This window comes from Sorangium sp. So ce281, assembly GCF_051527395.1.
Classification (GTDB): domain Bacteria; phylum Myxococcota_A; class Polyangia; order Polyangiales; family Polyangiaceae; genus Sorangium; species Sorangium cellulosum_B.
In genome coordinates, this window is the sequence record NZ_CP150322.1 from 10,022,855 (window position 1) to 10,039,024 (window position 16,170).

The 16,170-nt window shown below is 70.3% G+C and carries 12 protein-coding genes; 5 read left to right on the plus strand and 7 right to left on the minus strand.

Going from position 1 to position 16,170, the window contains the following annotated elements:
* Positions 1–163: 163 nt before the first annotated feature.
* Positions 164–949: a UPF0158 family protein gene (locus WMF27_RS38270; RefSeq protein WP_437943415.1), complete on the plus strand. Its 786-nt coding sequence runs from the start codon at positions 164–166 to the stop codon at positions 947–949.
* A 96-nt stretch (positions 950–1,045) separates the two neighbouring features.
* On the opposite strand, the gene WMF27_RS38275 is transcribed toward WMF27_RS38270, so the two are convergent.
* Both WMF27_RS38275 and WMF27_RS38280 read right to left on the minus strand, forming a co-directional pair.
* Entirely contained in the window at positions 1,046–2,527 is a 1,482-nt protein-coding gene (locus WMF27_RS38275) for a carbohydrate porin (RefSeq protein WP_437943416.1), read from the minus strand.
* Positions 2,528–3,680: 1,153 nt separating this feature from the next.
* Positions 3,681–4,382 carry a hypothetical protein gene (locus WMF27_RS38280; protein ID WP_437763963.1) on the minus strand — a complete coding sequence of 234 codons (702 nt, stop codon included), beginning with the start codon at positions 4,380–4,382 and terminating at the stop codon, positions 3,681–3,683.
* Positions 4,383–4,482: 100 nt separating this feature from the next.
* Between WMF27_RS38280 and WMF27_RS38285 the strand changes: the two genes are divergently transcribed.
* Positions 4,483–4,968 (plus strand): nitrate reductase associated protein, encoded by a 486-nt coding sequence (locus tag WMF27_RS38285; protein ID WP_437763962.1) that lies wholly within the window; start codon positions 4,483–4,485, stop codon positions 4,966–4,968.
* 119 nt (positions 4,969–5,087) lie between these two features.
* On the opposite strand, the gene WMF27_RS38290 is transcribed toward WMF27_RS38285, so the two are convergent.
* The 3 genes from WMF27_RS38290 to folP are packed head-to-tail and all read right to left on the minus strand — an operon-like array spanning position 5,088 to position 8,261.
* Positions 5,088–6,026, minus strand: a complete 939-nt coding sequence (locus WMF27_RS38290) for a CdaR family protein (protein WP_437763961.1) — start codon at positions 6,024–6,026, stop codon at positions 5,088–5,090.
* Complete coding sequence (cdaA, locus tag WMF27_RS38295) at positions 6,023–7,330, minus strand: diadenylate cyclase CdaA (protein WP_437763960.1); 1,308 nt, start codon at positions 7,328–7,330, stop codon at positions 6,023–6,025. Before cdaA ends, WMF27_RS38290 begins: the two co-directional genes overlap by 4 nt.
* Complete coding sequence (folP, locus tag WMF27_RS38300; protein WP_437763959.1) at positions 7,323–8,261, minus strand: dihydropteroate synthase; 939 nt, start codon at positions 8,259–8,261, stop codon at positions 7,323–7,325. The genes cdaA and folP overlap by 8 nt, the downstream gene beginning before the upstream one ends.
* 509 nt (positions 8,262–8,770) lie before the next feature.
* Here folP and WMF27_RS38305 point away from each other — a divergent pair.
* The 3 genes from WMF27_RS38305 to WMF27_RS38315 all read left to right on the plus strand — a co-directional run bounded on the left by WMF27_RS38305 (position 8,771) and on the right by WMF27_RS38315 (position 13,982).
* Positions 8,771–10,687 (plus strand): HDIG domain-containing metalloprotein, encoded by a 1,917-nt coding sequence (locus tag WMF27_RS38305; RefSeq protein WP_437763958.1) that lies wholly within the window; start codon positions 8,771–8,773, stop codon positions 10,685–10,687.
* 65 nt (positions 10,688–10,752) lie between these two features.
* A complete protein-coding gene (locus tag WMF27_RS38310; protein WP_437763957.1) occupies positions 10,753–12,480 on the plus strand; it encodes an acyl-CoA dehydrogenase family protein in 1,728 nt (575 codons plus the stop codon).
* A gap of 290 nt (positions 12,481–12,770) precedes the next feature.
* Positions 12,771–13,982, plus strand: a complete 1,212-nt coding sequence (locus tag WMF27_RS38315; RefSeq protein WP_437763956.1) for a serine/threonine-protein kinase — start codon at positions 12,771–12,773, stop codon at positions 13,980–13,982.
* A gap of 69 nt (positions 13,983–14,051) precedes the next feature.
* Here WMF27_RS38315 and WMF27_RS38320 read toward each other — a convergent pair whose 3' ends face one another.
* Together WMF27_RS38320 and WMF27_RS38325 are read right to left on the minus strand one after the other, a co-directional pair.
* A complete protein-coding gene (locus tag WMF27_RS38320) occupies positions 14,052–14,807 on the minus strand; it encodes a hypothetical protein (RefSeq protein WP_437763955.1) in 756 nt (251 codons plus the stop codon).
* A 51-nt stretch (positions 14,808–14,858) separates the two neighbouring features.
* Positions 14,859–15,959 carry a DUF362 domain-containing protein gene (locus tag WMF27_RS38325; RefSeq protein WP_437763954.1) on the minus strand — a complete coding sequence of 367 codons (1,101 nt, stop codon included), beginning with the start codon at positions 15,957–15,959 and terminating at the stop codon, positions 14,859–14,861.
* Between the last annotated feature and the right edge of the window lie 211 nt (positions 15,960–16,170).

The following is a 16,170-nucleotide window of genomic DNA, read 5'->3' on the forward strand; positions in this document are numbered from 1 at the left end:
ATCAAGGAATCAACCCTAGGTTGCGAGAGTTAGGCCCAGAAGCCCCCAACCAGCGTAGAGTGCTATGACGACGGCGCATTTCCGTTCAAACTTGGTGCACTTGAACCGAGGCGCGCGGCCAGCCCACCGCCGCCTCGCTGCTTTCGATGGAGACGAGGAGGACATGCCGACTACCGAGAATGCTTCAGCCGGCGGGACGGCCGTTCGCGACATCCCGATCGACTGGGAGGCGCTGGAGGACGCCTTCGAGAACAACGCCCCAGAGGTGCACTCGTACCTGCACCTCGGCACGGGCGACGTGCTGCGGGTGGTCGACGGCGTGGCGGATCCGCAGATGCACGCGCGCATCGCGGCGGACGCGAACTACCTCCGGATCGATCCCGTGAGCTCGCGCGAGCAGTACCGGTGGATGGAGCGCTACATCCCGATGGTGGAAGACATGGATCTCCAGGCGAAGCTCAGCCAGGCGATCGATGGCAAGGGCGCGTTCCGTCGCTTCAAGGATGTGTTGATGTCCTACGGTCCGGAGCGGGAGCGCTGGTTCGCGTTCCGGAGCGAGCGGCTGCGGATCTTCATGGAGGCGTGGTTGAGCGCCCACGCGCTGAACCCGGTCCCTCGCCCGCTGTGGGTGCCGGAGGTGCCGTCTCGTCCGGAGCCGGTCGTCCCGGCGGCCCCTGCGGTGGAGCCGCCGACGCGCGAGCGCGAGGAGACGCGAGAGCCCCGCCGCGGCAAGAGCGTGGAGAGCCTGCGCAAGAACCTCCGCGACATCGCCGAGGCGCTCGGTCCGCGGGATCTCGACACGCTGACGGCGTTCGCGGAGTTCCTGAAGGCGCGCCGCGCGGCGCGCTCGTTCGCGCACCACTACCACGAGGCCCAGGGGCCGGTGGACGACGACGCCGGGCCTGCTTCGCAGGAGATCGCGAGCGAGTCGCGCAGCGACACGGCGTGAAGGCGCGCCGCCGGCGCCGCGATCGCGGCGCCGGGGCGCTGGCCTGAGGGTGGGTGAGGGAACGGAAGGGAGCGGCGGCTTCGAGCGCCGAGCGGTCTAGAAGTACCAGTCGGTGCGGGCACCGATGTACTGGCCGATCGTCGACCCAGTGGTCTCCCCGGGCGCCCCGCCGGGGAGCGGCTGCCCGGCGCCCGTCCGCTGCAGGTAGCCGGACATCGCCTGATTCTTCGCCGCCTCGTTGTAGATGGCGAGCGAGTAGATGAGCTTGAAGTGCGGACGCGCACCGGCGCTCAGCTCGCCCGTCGGCACGAGGGTCGGGACGACCGAGACCTTGACCGCGGTGCCCATCTCGCCGTCGCCGTCCTTACGGCCCTGGAACGAGGCCTCGACGACGGGGTGGAAGTTCTTGTGCGCGAAGATCGTGGCGTTCGCCTGGACCGAGAAGTCCATCTGCTTCTCGAGGGCCGTGGGGGGCGCGGCGCCCACGGCCTCGTACGCCGCCTTCGTGTAGTGGAAGGTGGCGAGACCTTCCAGGGCGGCGGCGTCGCCGAGCCGGAAGCCGAGGTGCTCGACCGCCTCGATGCCGAAGGAGCCCGCGTAGGTGCCCTCGTCGTTCGGAGCGCCCCAGGTCTCGTACGTCTTCGAGCCGCCGGCGGCGCCGTTGGCGATGCCGGTGCCGAAGCGCACCGCCGTGTCGCTGAAGTTGCCCTGGCCGAGGCCGAGGTGCAGCTTCGCGCCGATGACGCCGCCGAAGTCCGCCTTCCCGAGGGGATCGGGCACCGCGATGCCCTCGCCCCGCTTGGCGGCCGGCAGGACATGGAACTCGCCGTGGACCTTGACGTGGTGCTTGGCCTCGCCGCCGAACTCCGCCTTGTAGTTGCCGGCGAAGATGGTGCGGAAGCGATCGGTCCCGGTGGCGAAGTTGTAGAAGGGGGGTGTGTGCCCGGGGGTCCCCTCGACCTCGAAATCCCGATACCCGAGGATCGCGAGCTGCAGGCCGCCGTACTTGATACCGCCGCCCTGGCCGCTGAGGTCGTCGAGGTAGAAGTAGTCGCCGATGGGCGCGTACTGCTCGCGGAAGAACTTCGCGCCGCCCCAGACGCTGAGGCCCGGGACGAGGAAGTTGCCGGCCTCGATGTACGCCTGGTTGAACTGCACCGTGATCGACTGGCCACCGTTCGACGCGGGCTGCATGAACGGCCCGCCGTACTGGTTCCAGATGGCGAAGGTCATCTCGGACTTCACGTAGAAGTCATCCGGCGTCGCGCCCTTCACCACGTGCGCGACGAACGACGGCTCGGAGTAGTCGCCCTCTTCGTAGCGGCCGCCGATGCCATACTTGAGCAGGTTCAGGGACGCGCCCTGGATGTTCTGCCCGAGGGTCGGGGACCACGCCATGCCGAGGCGTGAGTACCAGTGCCACTCAAAATTCTCGCTCCCCACCGCGTGAGCCGACCGCGGCGCCGCCGTGAGGCAAAGGGCGGAGACGGAAAGTAGCCCGAGGGCTCGGACAGCGGCGCGCCGACCCGCGATTCGCTTGCTGGGGACCGACGACCTGTCTCTCATAAGTGATGTCATCGAACGACGCTCCTATCCATTCTCTGGGAGTGTGCTTGGGGTGATGGGAGGTGATTCGGCCAGATGGCCAAGCGCGGCAGAGGAAGTGGCCTGTCAAGAGAATCCAAGTTGACTCTGTAGGAAAGAGCCACCCGCTGCCACACATGCGGGGCCCGCGGGGGGCACAGTTAACAGGAACGTTCTGTTCATGTCAAAGGTCTCCGAACACCCTTCAGCAGTTTGTCATCTTCTGCGGTGCGTTATTATTAAGTAATCGAAATCACTCGATTAAGCAGGGCCCGCGCTCTTCCTCGGGCCTGGAACGGGGGCCTGGAATGACGCGATGCGCAAAAAACAGGCTCGCGCTGGCTCTCGCGCTGGCTGAAGTGTTGCCAGAAGAATTCACGGGTGCACCCTGGTGCGTTACCGGGTGCGCGCCGCGCGCGTGACACGGACAGGAAGGCTGCATTGGCGAGCCCCGGCCAGCTGCGCTTTCGCAGCGCGATGGCGCCGCCGCGCGCGACGGTGTGCCGCGTGTTTCGGGACCTCGAACCTGGCTTTTCATGTCGACACCCGGCCGGGGCGTCGCCGCGGTGCGCGTCTCTCTCCTGGGTTGAACCCAGGGCGAGCCGTCGGCCCCGCTGAGCGTCAATTGACGCTCGCCGGCGCACCGAACGCGCCGCGCTAGCGAGCGGATCCTGCGCACGCGCGCAGGACCATGCCGCGGAGCGCAGGCCGCGCAGGCAGATCGCCCTCGGTCGACAGGATAACGCGTCGCGCCGCAACGGCGCAACGAGCGACGCAGATCCAGAGCGGGTCAGTCTCGATTGCAGTGCAGCGCGGGTGGACATGTTCTTGTCCAGGAAGGGCGTTGCGCTGTCGCCCCGAGACATCCCATCTGCTTCGGCGAGGCCGGCTGGTGCCTGGCGGGCCTCCGGGCGCGGTCGCGGCGCGCGCCGCGATGCCACCGGCTCGCCGCGCCGAGCGCCTGAGTTGTTGAAAGAGAGGCCGCCATCCTCCGCAGGCACAACGGCTCGTGAGCCCTCTTCACCATCTCTGGTGCTGTCCTCCGCTATCGAGAGGTGGAATCGACCCGCTAGATGGACTTCTGCTCTCCTGCCGCTCGGTCGCGCGGCTCGGCGTGGCGCGCAGCTCGCCGGTCGCTCGGCGCGGCTCAGCGAGCGGGCATGATGCTCAAGGAGACCCGGGCCCGCGCGTTCTGGTAGTACGCGTCGAGCGCCTGGGCGAGCCGCTGCCCGACAACCCAGCGCTTCAGCGCCGGGGCGACCTCCTCGTAGCGCTGATCCTTGAACGGCGTGGCGCCGGAGCGCAGGACGATCTTGAGCTCGAAATCGGTGGGCTCGAGCATCGGCGCGACCATGCGATCCAGGTACAAGCTCGCGCGCGCCTGGCGGCGCAGCAGCGCGTCGAGCTCGTCGGAGCTCATCCCCTCGGCGGCCGCCGCGGCGAGGAGGCGCGCGCGGCCGCGAGCGCGCTGCTCCAGCGCGATCCGGGCGGCCTCGGCCCGCTGCGCCACCTCGGTCGAGGTCGGCGCCGGCGAGATCGGCAGGCTGGCGAGCAGCGTCTCCGCGATGTGCCTGTCGAGCGCGGCGCGGACATGCCTGTCCCGGTACAGCCCGGGCTCCGCGTCGGGATCGGCGAGCGCCTCGATGCGGGCCTCGAAGGCGAGCTCCCGCTCGAAGATGAACCGAGGCCGGCGCACGCCGCCCGTCTCCGGCGCGTGCCAGCGCACGACGACGCGATCGAGCGGCACCGGCGCCGCCGCCGACGGCGCGACCTGGCCGTGGGCGCTCGAGGTCAGCGACGCGAGCGTGAGCAACGCGAGCAGCGTCGTGAGGACCCCGGAGCGGCGCACATCGGCAGGCTAGCGCAACCGCCGCGCGCATCCCATTCCTGGCAGCGCCGCGCTCGCGGAGCGCCCGGGGCGCGGGCAGCGGGTATAGAATGGCGCCACCATGTACAGGCAGTTCGCGCTCGAGGGCGAGGTCCACGCCTTGCTCGACTGTGTGCCGCTCTCGGTGCGGCGGAAGCTGGACCTCGCCGGGATCAAGATCTCCCTCGCAGGGTGGCAGGCGCTGTCGCGCGCGGAGCGGCTCGCCCTGTGTCACCTGCCGGCCGACACGGACGAGGACGTCGCCGTCTACGCCGAGGTGCTCCGCGGCTTCGCGGAGCGCGCCGGGGTCGCCCTCGCCCCCCTCGCCGGCGCGCCGGTGCGCCGCGCGGCCTGGGATCCGGACAGCGTCAGCGCGCGGCTGCGCGACCGGCTCGGCCCGGACGGCGCGCTCGACGAGGGCGCGCTCGGGCGCCTGGCGGAGCTGACCGAGGAGGAGCGCTACGCCATCGTCAAGCTCGCCGATCCGAAGCGCGGGCCCGAGAAGCTGCGCGCGCTGCTCGGCGAGCTCGGGCTGTCCCGGGACGCCGGCGCAGCGCGCTCGCCGTGAGCCAGGCCGCGGCGAGGATCCCGGGCGCGACGAGGGCGCCGTCCGCGCGGCTCGCGCGGGGCGAGCTCGTGGTCCCCTCGCGCTGACGTCCGCGGCGGCGGAGCGTCAGCGCGCCGCGCTCACCACTTCACCATGACCTTCGACGGGTTGACCTCCGCGGTGACGCGCGGAACGTCGACGAGCACGTCGAGGAAGTCGCTGCCCGGCTGGCTCAGATCGAGGCTCGCCGCCTTGGGCTCCACGCGCGCCACGATCGCGTCGGCGTTGACGGCGCCCACGTCCTCCGGCGTCCCCGTGATCCTCACCTGCACCACGGCCGGCGCGACCGTCGCGCGCGGGATGCCGATCACCTCGACCTTGCGCTCGAACGTGCGCGTGGCGAGCTCGCGCCCGATCTCGAGCGTCGCCATGACGCTCTCGGCGCTGTACGTCACGAGCTTCGGCGGCCGATCGAGCGCCAGCTGCCGCTGGTAGGTGCCCTCCGTGAGCCCGCTGACGTCGAACGGCGCCGTGCGCGCGAGCTGCATCACGTCGACGACCGAGCGCGGGCCGCGGGCGCTGACCATCGGCGGCTCGACCGAGATCATCCCCTTCACGAGGAACCCCTGCGCGACGTCCCCGGTGCGGGGGACGTGCACCGGGATGGCCCGGACGACGACGTCGTCCCAGCCGAGCTCGATCGTCGACGGGTACATCTGCTCGACCATCAGCCCGGCCGGCACGTGGAACATCGAGGCGTCGAGATCGATGTGCGTCACCGTGCCGTTACGGAGATCGAGCCGCAGCGTCCCGAGGCTCTCGGCGCGCAGGTCGTCGAGCTGCGTCCGGGAGCCGCGCACCGTGACGGCCACCTCGTTCGGGATCTGGGTCATGAGCTGCCGGTTGCTCGACTCGGGCGGGAGGATCGAGACGACGCTGAGCATCAGCGTGCGCTGCGCGTTCTCCGCGCCGTGGATGAAGGCGTAGAGGCACAGCGCGAAGGTGATCGAGAGCAGCTTGAGGCCGAGGTTGTCGAGCAGCGCCGAGCGGAGCGCCTCGCGGATGCCGGCAAGCGTCATGGCTCATCTCGCGGGGGCATTCCCTCCGCGCTCCCCTTGGATGCGGCGGTCGCCGCGACCTGCCCGGTCGGGACGAAGGTGCGCTGCGACGGGACGGGGGAGTCGGTCGCGGCCGCCGCGGGGACGTCGACCACCGCCGCCCGGCCGCGCTCGGACGGGCGATCCGCGTCCTGCGGCGCGGCCGTCCCCCCGGCGCCGGCCCCGGGCGCGGCGCGCAGGTCGGCGCTGGATCCCGTCGCGGTGCGCGCCTCGGCGCCCGAGCGCATCGGCGTGGACGTCGACATCCGCGCCATCGGCCGCGCGTCGGGGTCCACGGCCGCCTTGATCATCGAGGACGTCTTCGAGACCGGCGCTGCAGGCTTGGCCTCGATCGGCGCGGGCTTCGCGGCGGCGGGCTTGCCGGGCTCGTGGGCCTGCCCGGCGCCTTGCGTCGCGCCCGCGGCGGGGCCGCGCGCCGCCGGCGTGGGGAGGCTCGCGCGGCCGACCTGGGCGACCTTCTTGGCGAAGCGCCGCCTGCGCGACGAGCGGCCGAAGAGCCCGAGCAGCGCGTGCCGCAGCGACTGGCCGTCGAGGTTCGAGACGATGTTGCCGCTGAAGCAGAAGCTGATCGTGCCGCGCTCCTCGCTGACGACGACGACGACGGCGTCCGTCTCCTCGGTGATCCCGAGCGCGGCGCGGTGGCGGGAGCCGAGGCTGGCGTCGAGGATCTTGGTCTCCGGCATCGGGAAGAAGACGCCGGCGCGCGCGATCTTGAGATCGCGGATCAGCACCGCGCCGTCGTGCAGCTTGTTCACCGACTCGGGGACGAACAGCGAGACGAGCAGCTCTCGGGTGACGACCGAGTCGATGTGGATCCCCTCGCTCTTGACGAACTCCAGCACGTTGGCGTCCTGCTCGAAGGCGATGATCGCGCCCATGCGGTGGCGGGCGAGCTCGGTCGCGGCGGCCACGACCTCGTCGATGACGCGCGACTGCTGCTCGCGTCCGCTCGTGAACCAGTTGCTGCCGCCCACGCGGATGAGGGCGCGGCGGATGTCGTTCTGGAAGACGACGACCACGATGAGGATGATCGAGGAGAGGAGCCAGGAGAGGAGGTTGAGGAGCGTGGTCAGGCCGAAGATCTTCGCCCCGAGATAGATGAGGAAGACGATGCCGAGCCCGAGGCCCATCTGCATCGCGCGGGTGCCGCGCAGCACGAGGAGCGCGCGATAGACGACGTAGGCGACGATGAAGATGTCGAAGAAGTCCCGGATGACCTGCGTCGCCGGCCTCACCGCGAAGAGGCGGAGGAACCCTTCAACCATCGCCGCGCGCCCCCTGGGCGACGGGGCCGTCCGGGCGCCGACGGTCGCCGGCGCCCGCGCGCTCGATCGCGCGCATCACGTCGAGGGCCTGGCGCACGGGGCGGACGTCGTGGACACGGACGGCCGCGGCGCCGCGCGCGGCGCACGCGATCGCGGCGGCGACGGTGCCGCCGAGGCGGTCCGGGGGCGGCGCGAGCGGCGCTTCCCCGCCGCCGCCTCGCGCCGCGGCCTCCGAGGTCGCGGCGCGCGCCAGGAACGACTTGCGGCTCGGCCCGACGAGCACGGGAAAACCGAGGGCGCAGAGCTCGTGCAGCCTGGCGCACAGCTCGAGCGATTGCCGCGCGTTCTTCGCGAAGCCGAGGCCCGGATCGAGGACGAGCTCGCCCTCTGGCAAGCCTGCCTCGAGCGCCCGCGCGGCGGCGCTCGACCACTCGCGGGCCACGTCGGCCACGACGTCGCCGTAGGCGTCGTCGGGGTACGCGGAGAAGCCGGCCATCGCCGACATCGGGCCGCGGCTGTGCATGAGCACGAGCGACGCCCCGCGCCGAGCGCAGAGCGCGCCGAGCTCCGCCGCGCTGTCGAGCGAGATCGAGTTGACCACGGCCGCGCCATCGTCGAGCGCGCGCGCCGCGACGGCGGGAGAGGTCGTGTCGATGGAGACCACCGCTCCCCTCTTCACCGCGTCGCGCACGCTCCCGCCGATGCGCGCGATCTGCTCGTCATCCGGCACGGGCCGCGCGCCCGGCCGCGTCGACTCCGCGCCGATGTCGATCATGTCTGCCCCCTCGGAGAGCATCGCATCGATCTGCGCGAGAGCCGTACCTTCATCCGCAAAGCGACCGCCGTCGGAGAACGAGTCCGGCGTGCGGTTCAGGACCCCCATGATCACCACGCTCCTGCGGCGTTCGAGCAGCATGCGCAGCGGGGACATTTCCTGTGGGTAGCAACTTTTGCGCCGAACGGCAATTGTCTGCTCGAATCGATGTTTTCCAGGAGCAATTGGAACATCGCGAGGGGGGGTCCGGCGCGTCGCGCTCTACCAACCGCCGGCTGGGCCGACGGGCGCCGGCGTTGGACGGCGCACCGGCGTCCACATTCGCTTCGGGCGCCGGCTTCCCGGCGGCCGCCCCACGCTCGGGCGGGGACTCAGCGCGAACCATGGGGAAGAAACGGCACGGAGGGAACGGAGGGAACGCAGAGAACGGAGGCAATCAGGCAAGGGGAAGCAAGGGGAAGCAAGGGGAAGCAGGGGCGCGCGGCGCCGGGAGCCCCCCCCCACGCTCCGCGCGCCGCTGACTCGGCCTTGCTTCTTTGCTAGGGTCCCGCCTACACATTGACATCGGCGGCCCTCGCGGTCGTCCGGTGGAGGCGGGGACACGCGCGAGCGTGCCCTGTCAACCATTTCTCAGGCTGCACCAGCGGACGAGACCGAGCGGTTCCATGCTGCGCACGCGTATCCGGGCAGGTCCCCTCGCCGGCTTCGTCTTGAGCGCCCTCTTCGCGGCGTGCTTCGCCGTGCTCGGCGTGGGCGAGCTCTTCATCCCTGCGCTCAGCCCCGAGATGGGCATGCCTGCGCCCGTGACGCTGCGCGTCCCGTACGGTCCGCGGATCGTGCGCGACACGCACGACGGGAGCTTCACGCTCTCGTACGAGCACAGGCGCGTGATCGTGCCGCGCGGCACGGTCCTCTCGGAGCACAACGAGGATCACGACGCCGCGATGGCGTACGAGACGGTGCGGCGGATGCGGCGGCCCGGGCTCGGCGCGCGCCTCGCGAGCATGTACGCCATCTACCTGATCGTCTGCCTGATGCTGACGGTCTACCTGCGTCGCTTCGGGCAGAACCGGGTGCGGCTGCTCCGCACGCAGGTGGGCATGTTCGTCCTGATGACGGGCTCGCTCATCGTCGCGAAGGTCCTCCTGCTCTTCACGGCGCTGCCCGAGTTCTGGATGCCGGTCGCGGCGCTCCCGCTCTGGGTGGCGATCGCGTTCGATCGGCGGACCGCGTTCCTCGTCGAGGTCGGGGTGGCGTTCATCGCGTCGTCGCTGCTCCGGTTCGACGTCGTGCTCCTGTCGGTGCTGCTCGTGCGCGGCATCGCCGCGACGATGTTCTTCTTCAAGCGCAAGGGCTCGCGGCAGCTGCTCGTCGCGGGCAGCCTGGCGGGCATCGCCGGCGCGATCGGGTTCATCGCGCTGACCGTGCTGTTCGAGGGGAGCTTCGATCTCGGCGCCGATCTGAAGCGCTGGCTCGGCTCCAACGTGCTCGCCTGCGTCGGCGGGGGGCTGCTCGTCGGCGTGCTCGGTCGGAGCCTGAGGGAGCCGGCCGAGCGGGCGATGGGGCACGTGCCCCGCGACAAGCTGCTCGACCTCACCGACCTGGAGCAGCCGCTGCTCAAGAAGATGGCGGCGGAGGCGCCGGGCAGCTGGGAGCACGCGCGCGCGATGGCGAACCTCGCCGAGGCCTCGGCCGCGGCGATCGGCGCCGACGCGCTGCTGACGCGCGTGGGCGCCTACTACCACGACCTCGGCAAGACGGTGCAGCCCAAGTACTTCATCGAGAACCTCCCGCCCGGCGAGCGATCGCCGCACGAGGAGCTCGATCCGGAGGTGAGCGCCGACGCGATCATGGCGCACGTCGTGATGGGCACGAAGATCCTGCGCGAGGGCAACATCCCCGAGCCGGTGGTCGAGTTCGCGTACACCCACCACGGCACGCAGGTCGTCGAGTATTTCTGGCACAAGTGCGTCGAGCAAGGGAACCCGAAGGACCTGACGCAGGAGCACTTCCGCTATCCCGGCATGAAGCCGCAGACGAAGGAGACGGCCATCCTGATGCTCGTCGACTCCATCGAGGCGGCGTCGCGGACCATCTGGCCGCCCGAGCACAAGAAGTTCGAGGAGATGATCCAGCGGGTGATGTTCTCGAAGCTCGCGTCTGGCCAGCTCGATCAATCCGGGCTGACGATCGAGGACCTGCGCATCATGACGAGCCGCATGGCGTCGACGCTGGTCAACATGTACCACGGGCGCATCAAGTACCCGTGGCAGCGCGAGAGCGAGCGCGCCGGGCACACGCCTGCGCCGCCGACGGTCACGCCGCACCCCACGCGCCCCGGCACGCCCACGCCCGTCCCCGCGTCCAGCGCGCCGGGTCGGGACGGGAGCGCCGCCCCGCCGCCCTCCGCGAGCGCCAGGGGCGCCGCCCCGCCGCCCCCCGCGAGCACCCGGGGCGCCGCCCCGCCGCCCGCCGCGAGCGCGCGGGGCGCGGTCGCGCCCGTCGTCGTGGACGAGGCCGGAGGGCCCGTGAAGGACGAGAGCCCAGCGGAGTCCGTGCGGACGCCGAGGAAGACGCACTGAGCAGGCCGGGCGCGCCGCACGCTCCCGCGGAGGCCGAGCGGCCTGCTCCAGGAAAGGACGGTCCGATGCCTCCCACGATCGAGCAGAGCTTCATGAAGGCCCTCTTCCACGGCATCATCGCCGAGGACATCATCTTCCCGTACCCCGAGATGCCCGCCGAGGACCGGGAGACGACGTCGATGATGCTCGACAGCGTGCGGCGGTTCTTCGCGTCGAGCGTCGACAGCAGCCGGATCGACCGCGAGCACACCATCGATCCGGGCCTCCTGGCCGAGATGAAGAGGCTCGGCCTGATGGGCCTGCAGATCCCGGCCGAGCACGGCGGCGTCAACCTCAGCAACATGGCGTATGCGCGCGTGATGCAGGAGATCGGCGGGCTCGACGCGTCGATCGCCGTCACCCTCGGCGCGCACCAGTCGATCGGCTTCAAGGCGATCCAGCTCTTCGGGACGGAGGAGCAGAAGCAGCGCTACCTCCCGAAGCTCGCGACCGGCGAGTGGATGGCGGCCTTCGCCCTGACGGAGCCGGGCGCCGGCTCCGACGCCGCGGCGATCAGGACGCGCGCCGAGATGTCGGCCGACGGCTCGTACTACACCCTGAACGGGTCGAAGATCTGGATCACGAACGGCGGCTTCGCCGACGTCTTCACGGTGTTCGCCCGGACCTCGGCGCTCGAGGAGGGCAAGAAGCCGAAGCTCACCGCCTTCATCGTGGAGCGGAGCATGGGCGTGAAGAACGGGCCGAACGAGCAGAAGCTCGGGATCCGCGGCTCCTCGACGACGGAGCTCTTCTTCGACGACGTGAAGGTCCCGCGCGAGAACGTGCTGGGCGAGGTAGGTAAGGGCTTCAAGGTCGCCGTCGAGGTGCTCAACAACGGGCGCCTCGGGCTCTCGGCGGGGTGTGTGGGCGCGTGCAACACGCTGATCCGGCTGGCGCTCGACCGGGTCCAGGAGCGGCGCGCGTTCGGCCGGAGCATCGGCGACTTCGGGCTCATCAAGGACAAGATCGCGACGATGCTCGCGCACACGTACGCGCTCGAGTCCATCACGTACCTGACAGCGAGCCTCGTCGACGCCAAGGTCCCCGACTTCTCGATCGAGAGCGCGATCTGCAAGGTCATGGGGAGCGAGACCCTGTGGTTCGTGGTCAACGAGACGCTCCAGATCGCGGCCGGCATCGGCTACATGGAGGAGTACCCCTACGAGCGGCACCTGCGCGACGCGCGGATCAACATGATCTTCGAGGGGACGAACGAGATCCTGCGCTGTTTCATGGCGCTCTCCGGGATGAGCGGCCCGGGCAAGGCGCTCGCGGACGTCGCGAAGGCGATGCGAGAGCCCATCAAGGGCTTCGGGCTGCTCAGCGATTTCGCGCTCCGCAAGGCGCGCTCGGTGCTCGGGCGCGAGCGGATGTCGAAGGCGCACCCGCTGCTCAGCCGGGAGGCGGTGATCTTCGAGGAATGCACCGCCGAGCTCGCCACCCACAGCGAGGACATGCTCCGGAAGCACGGGAGGGAGATCGCGGAGATGCAGTATGCGCAGCGCCGCATCGCGGAGATGGCCATCGATCTCTACTGCGTGGCCGCGTGCATCTCGCGCACGACCCGGGCCATCGAGCGGCGCGGGGAGGACGGCGCACGGCGGGAGATCGATCTCACGACCGTGTTCACCGGCATGGCGCAGAAGCGGCTGCGGCAGCACGTCGCCGACTTCCAGAAGAACGACGACGAGCTGCGCAAGGCCATCGCGGTGCGAGCTTATGCGGATCGCGCCTACCCCTTCGACGTCCTGTAATCGCAGTCTGCCGCACCTCGACGGACATCGATTCACCTCAAGTCACATCAAGTCACATAGAGTCACACACGCGCCACGCGCGCTTCGGCGCAGTAGGCTCATTCATTGTGAGCTGCGCTCTGTTTCGGGACGTTTTCGGCTCACCGCCCGGACGGATTGCTCTATAGTTTGATCAGGCGTAGTATCGGGGGTGGACCCTTCGACAGGAATCAGGTGATCACTTGTCCCAGGCTAGAGCATTGGGTGGCAGGTGCGGAGCCATGAAGGAGACTGCTGAAGGTCGTGCCGTGATGGACAAGTACCGTCTCGAGCGCAGACTCGGAGGCGGTGGGATGGGTGATCTGTGGCTGGGCTTCGATATCAAGCTCAGGCGGCGGGTCGTCATCAAGTTCATCCGGAGCTTCGCGGCGACGGAGCCCGAGCTCATCGCCCGCTTCGAGCGCGAGGCCCGCGCGTCCGCGCGCGTCCGGAGCCCCTACGTCATCGAGACCTACGATTACGGCGTCGATCGCGGCTGCGCGTTCATCGTCATGGAGTACCTCGAGGGAGAGGACCTGAATCGCCGCCTCGAGCGCGAGGAGCGGATCCCGCTCCCGCAGGCGACGGCCTTGTTCACGCAGCTCGGCAAGGCGCTCGACGCGATCCACGCCGCGGGGGTGATCCACAGGGATCTGAAGCCGGGGAACATCTTCATCACGTCTTCGGCGGGCGACGATCTGGTCAAGGTCGTCGATTTCGGCGTCGCGAAGTCGTCCTGCTCGCGCGATCGGATCACGAAGACGGGCATGGTCCTCGGGACGCCCAGGTACATGAGCCCCGAGCAGACCATGGCGCCCAGGCAGGTCGATTACAGGAGCGATCTCTGGTCGATGGCGGTGATCCTCTACCGCGCGATCACCGGCCAGTGTCCGTTCGCGGGCGCCAACATCAATGAGCTGGTCAGGCACATCTGCCAGACGTCGTTCCCGAGGGCGTCCGCGCTCGCGCCCGAGCTCCCGCCCGGGGTCGACGCGTTCTTCGCCCGAGCGTTCGAGTTCGAGCCGGAGGCGCGGTTCCAGTCGGGCAAGGAGATGATGGAAGCGTTCTCCGCGATCGTGCAGGTGCCGGCCTCCGTGCCGTCGTCGGAGTCGTCGCGGGCGATCCCCGTCCCGCCGCCCTCCGAGCGGAGCGCCATCGTGAAGCGGAGCGCGATAGGCGCGGTCGCGGCCCCGCTTCGCTGCGCGATGGATGATCAGACGACCATGGCCGCCATGCTGGCGGCGCCGGCGAACGATCTCGGCAGCCCCACGGCGACGGACGCGGCCGTCGAGCCCGCCTCCGCCTCGTGCGACCGGCAGAGCGAGGTCGTGCTGGACAGCCGCGTCCTGCCGCCGCTCCGGGTCCCGTGGATGGTCGCCGTCGGCCTGCTCATCGCGGCCGCCTGCGTTGTTTTCCACAGCGTGGCTCAGGGCGCGCCGTGGTCGCACGAGGCCGCGGAGAGCCCGGCGCCCGGGGGACCGTGATCTCGCGGGGCGTCGCGACGCCGCCCTGGCGCTCGCATCGCCGGCCATCGCCAGGGCGCGGCGGCGCCGCTACCGCGCGCTGGTCGTGGGCGCCTCGGTGATACCGGACGTCCACTTGAGCTTCGGAGCGCCCTCGTCGATCCAGCGGTCGCGCACCCGGCGCGCGAGCTCGGGGTGCTGGGTCGACTTCACGGCCATCGCGGCCATGAGGCAGGTCCCCGGCCACGACTCGTAGACGGCGATCGCTCCGACATACTCGTCGCTCGCGAGCACCGACTCGACGCTGCCCTGGAGGACCTTGAACACGAGCGGCCGCACCTCGCCGTCGATCTCCTGCGTCGTGCGGATGATCTGCGCCTCCCCGAGCCGCACGCCGTAGCCATCGGCGAGCGGCGCGTGCTTCGCCCAGAACTCGTCGAGGCAGCTGTCGGGATCGCTCGGCCCGGAGGTGCTCGTGTAGAGGACCGTCAGGGCGGCGTAGTGCTCGTCGCCGTACCGGAAGGTCGCGCGCGTCGGGTGGCTCCAGATCCGCAACCCGCGCCAGCTTCGCCAGTCGACCAGGGGCACGTCGAGCGTCTTGAAGCGGTCCTGGCGTCGGCCCCACGGCTCGTTGAGCAGCCGCTCTAGCGCGGCCCGCTCCGGGTCTGCCGCATCGCCCCCCGGGTTCTCGCGCGTCACCGAGTCCGGCGTCGGCGGCAACCCCGGCGCCCTCGGCGGGGGGCTGTTGCTGCAAGCGGTGACCGCGAGGGAGACGAGCAGAGGGGCCGCGGCGGACGCGATCCCCCCACGCAGGAACGAACGCGCAAGCGAGCTGGAGCGGGGCATGGGCAACACGAGCCTCGGCTGGCAGCCCCGCGAGCGGTTTCCGCGGCGCCGCTACAGTCGGACCTCGCGCATCGCGATTTTATTCTTGTCGAAGACGCCCAGACCGAGCTCGCCGGCGATGCGGATGTACGAAGGCTCACGGCTCGCCTCTTTCAGCGTGGGCAGCCCGTTCTCCTTGCGCCACGCCTCGACCACGCCCCAGCCGATCACGTCCATCGCGACCGGATCGGTCGTGGCGTAGACCGACTCGTGGAGGACGCGCCGCTTCGGGTTCTTGTCGAGCGGACCCTGGTCGTAGATGAGCTTGAAGCCGTCCGTGATGTGCAGGCGGACACGGCTCTTCACGACGTCCTGCCCGTAGAGCTCCGCGATCTGCGGGCTCGCGGTGTGCTCGTGGAAGGAGTGCGGGTTGATGGTCGCGCCGTGGGTGATGTTCTTGAGGCAGCCGGTATAGCCGCAGATCGAGTGGTCCTTGATAAGCGAGACGTTGATCACCGCCGTCGCCTGGGTGAACGGGCGCACGAACTTGGTGGGGATGCCGCAGACCGAGATGCTCGGCATCACCGCGTCCTTGTTCTCGTGAACCGCGGCGCGGATCCCGACCGGGAACTCGGCCGCCGGCTTGGCGCTGCGGTCGGCGCAGCGGGTGCCGGCGAGGAAGGACGGGTACTGCTCGAAGATCTCCACGTTCTCCGCGGGGACGCCCGCCGCGATCACCCCGCGCACGATCTCGAGCACGAGCTCCTTGTTGGTGGCCATGGTCGCCCCCTTCTGGCCGGCGATCCCGTTGGTCTTGATCGCCACGCGGTCGTCCTTGTGGACGAACCGCGCGAAGGCGGCCCCGAGATCGGCCTTCCCGGTGAGCTCGGCCATCGCCCGTTCGAGCATCACCTTCGCCGCGGACGCGTCGGGCCAGAGGCCGTTCGGCTGCATCGTGTTCGCCTTCGTGACCTTCACGATCTTCCCCGGAATGGAGAGCGGCGTGAAGCCGGGGGGCGGCGCGGCCGCGAGGCTCAGGGGCGCCTCGGCGAACGCCGCGCGCGGGCCGAGGAGCGCGGCGCCCGCTGCGCCGGCGACGAGCCCGCCGAGGAAGCCTCGGCGCGAGCGCCCCGCGGGGCCGGGATCAACGAAGCGACGGGGATCGTGGGGCATAAGACCTCGTGGTGAGAGCGCCTCGCGGCGGTGGTGGATGCCGCCGGTCGCGGGGCGCCCGGGGCGCTGATGGTAGCCGAGCTTCTCGCTCGAGACACGGCGCTCGGCCGCCCGGCGGCGAGGTCGACCGCGCCGCGCGCCTCCGCCATGGCGGCGCCAGGGCCCGGAGCGCCTCCCACCCGGGATTTGCTCGGGTTTCCAGGCAAGCGCG

Bases quoted from the DNA above. Each gene is read 5' to 3' on its own strand.
- WMF27_RS38305 (WP_437763958.1), top strand. From the start codon at position 8,771: ATGCTGCGCACGCGTATCCGGGCAGGTCCCCTCGCCGGCTTCGTCTTG.
- WMF27_RS38315 (WP_437763956.1), top strand. From the start codon at position 12,771: ATGGACAAGTACCGTCTCGAGCGCAGACTCGGAGGCGGTGGGATGGGT.
- folP (WP_437763959.1), bottom strand. From the start codon at position 8,261: ATGTCCCCGCTGCGCATGCTGCTCGAACGCCGCAGGAGCGTGGTGATC.
- WMF27_RS38275 (WP_437943416.1), bottom strand. From the start codon at position 2,527: ATGACATCACTTATGAGAGACAGGTCGTCGGTCCCCAGCAAGCGAATC.
- cdaA (WP_437763960.1), bottom strand. From the start codon at position 7,330: ATGGTTGAAGGGTTCCTCCGCCTCTTCGCGGTGAGGCCGGCGACGCAG.
- WMF27_RS38270 (WP_437943415.1), top strand. From the start codon at position 164: ATGCCGACTACCGAGAATGCTTCAGCCGGCGGGACGGCCGTTCGCGAC.
- WMF27_RS38320 (WP_437763955.1), bottom strand. From the start codon at position 14,807: ATGCCCCGCTCCAGCTCGCTTGCGCGTTCGTTCCTGCGTGGGGGGATC.
- WMF27_RS38310 (WP_437763957.1), top strand. From the start codon at position 10,753: ATGCCTCCCACGATCGAGCAGAGCTTCATGAAGGCCCTCTTCCACGGC.
- WMF27_RS38285 (WP_437763962.1), top strand. From the start codon at position 4,483: ATGTACAGGCAGTTCGCGCTCGAGGGCGAGGTCCACGCCTTGCTCGAC.
- WMF27_RS38325 (WP_437763954.1), bottom strand. From the start codon at position 15,959: ATGCCCCACGATCCCCGTCGCTTCGTTGATCCCGGCCCCGCGGGGCGC.
- WMF27_RS38290 (WP_437763961.1), bottom strand. From the start codon at position 6,026: ATGACGCTTGCCGGCATCCGCGAGGCGCTCCGCTCGGCGCTGCTCGAC.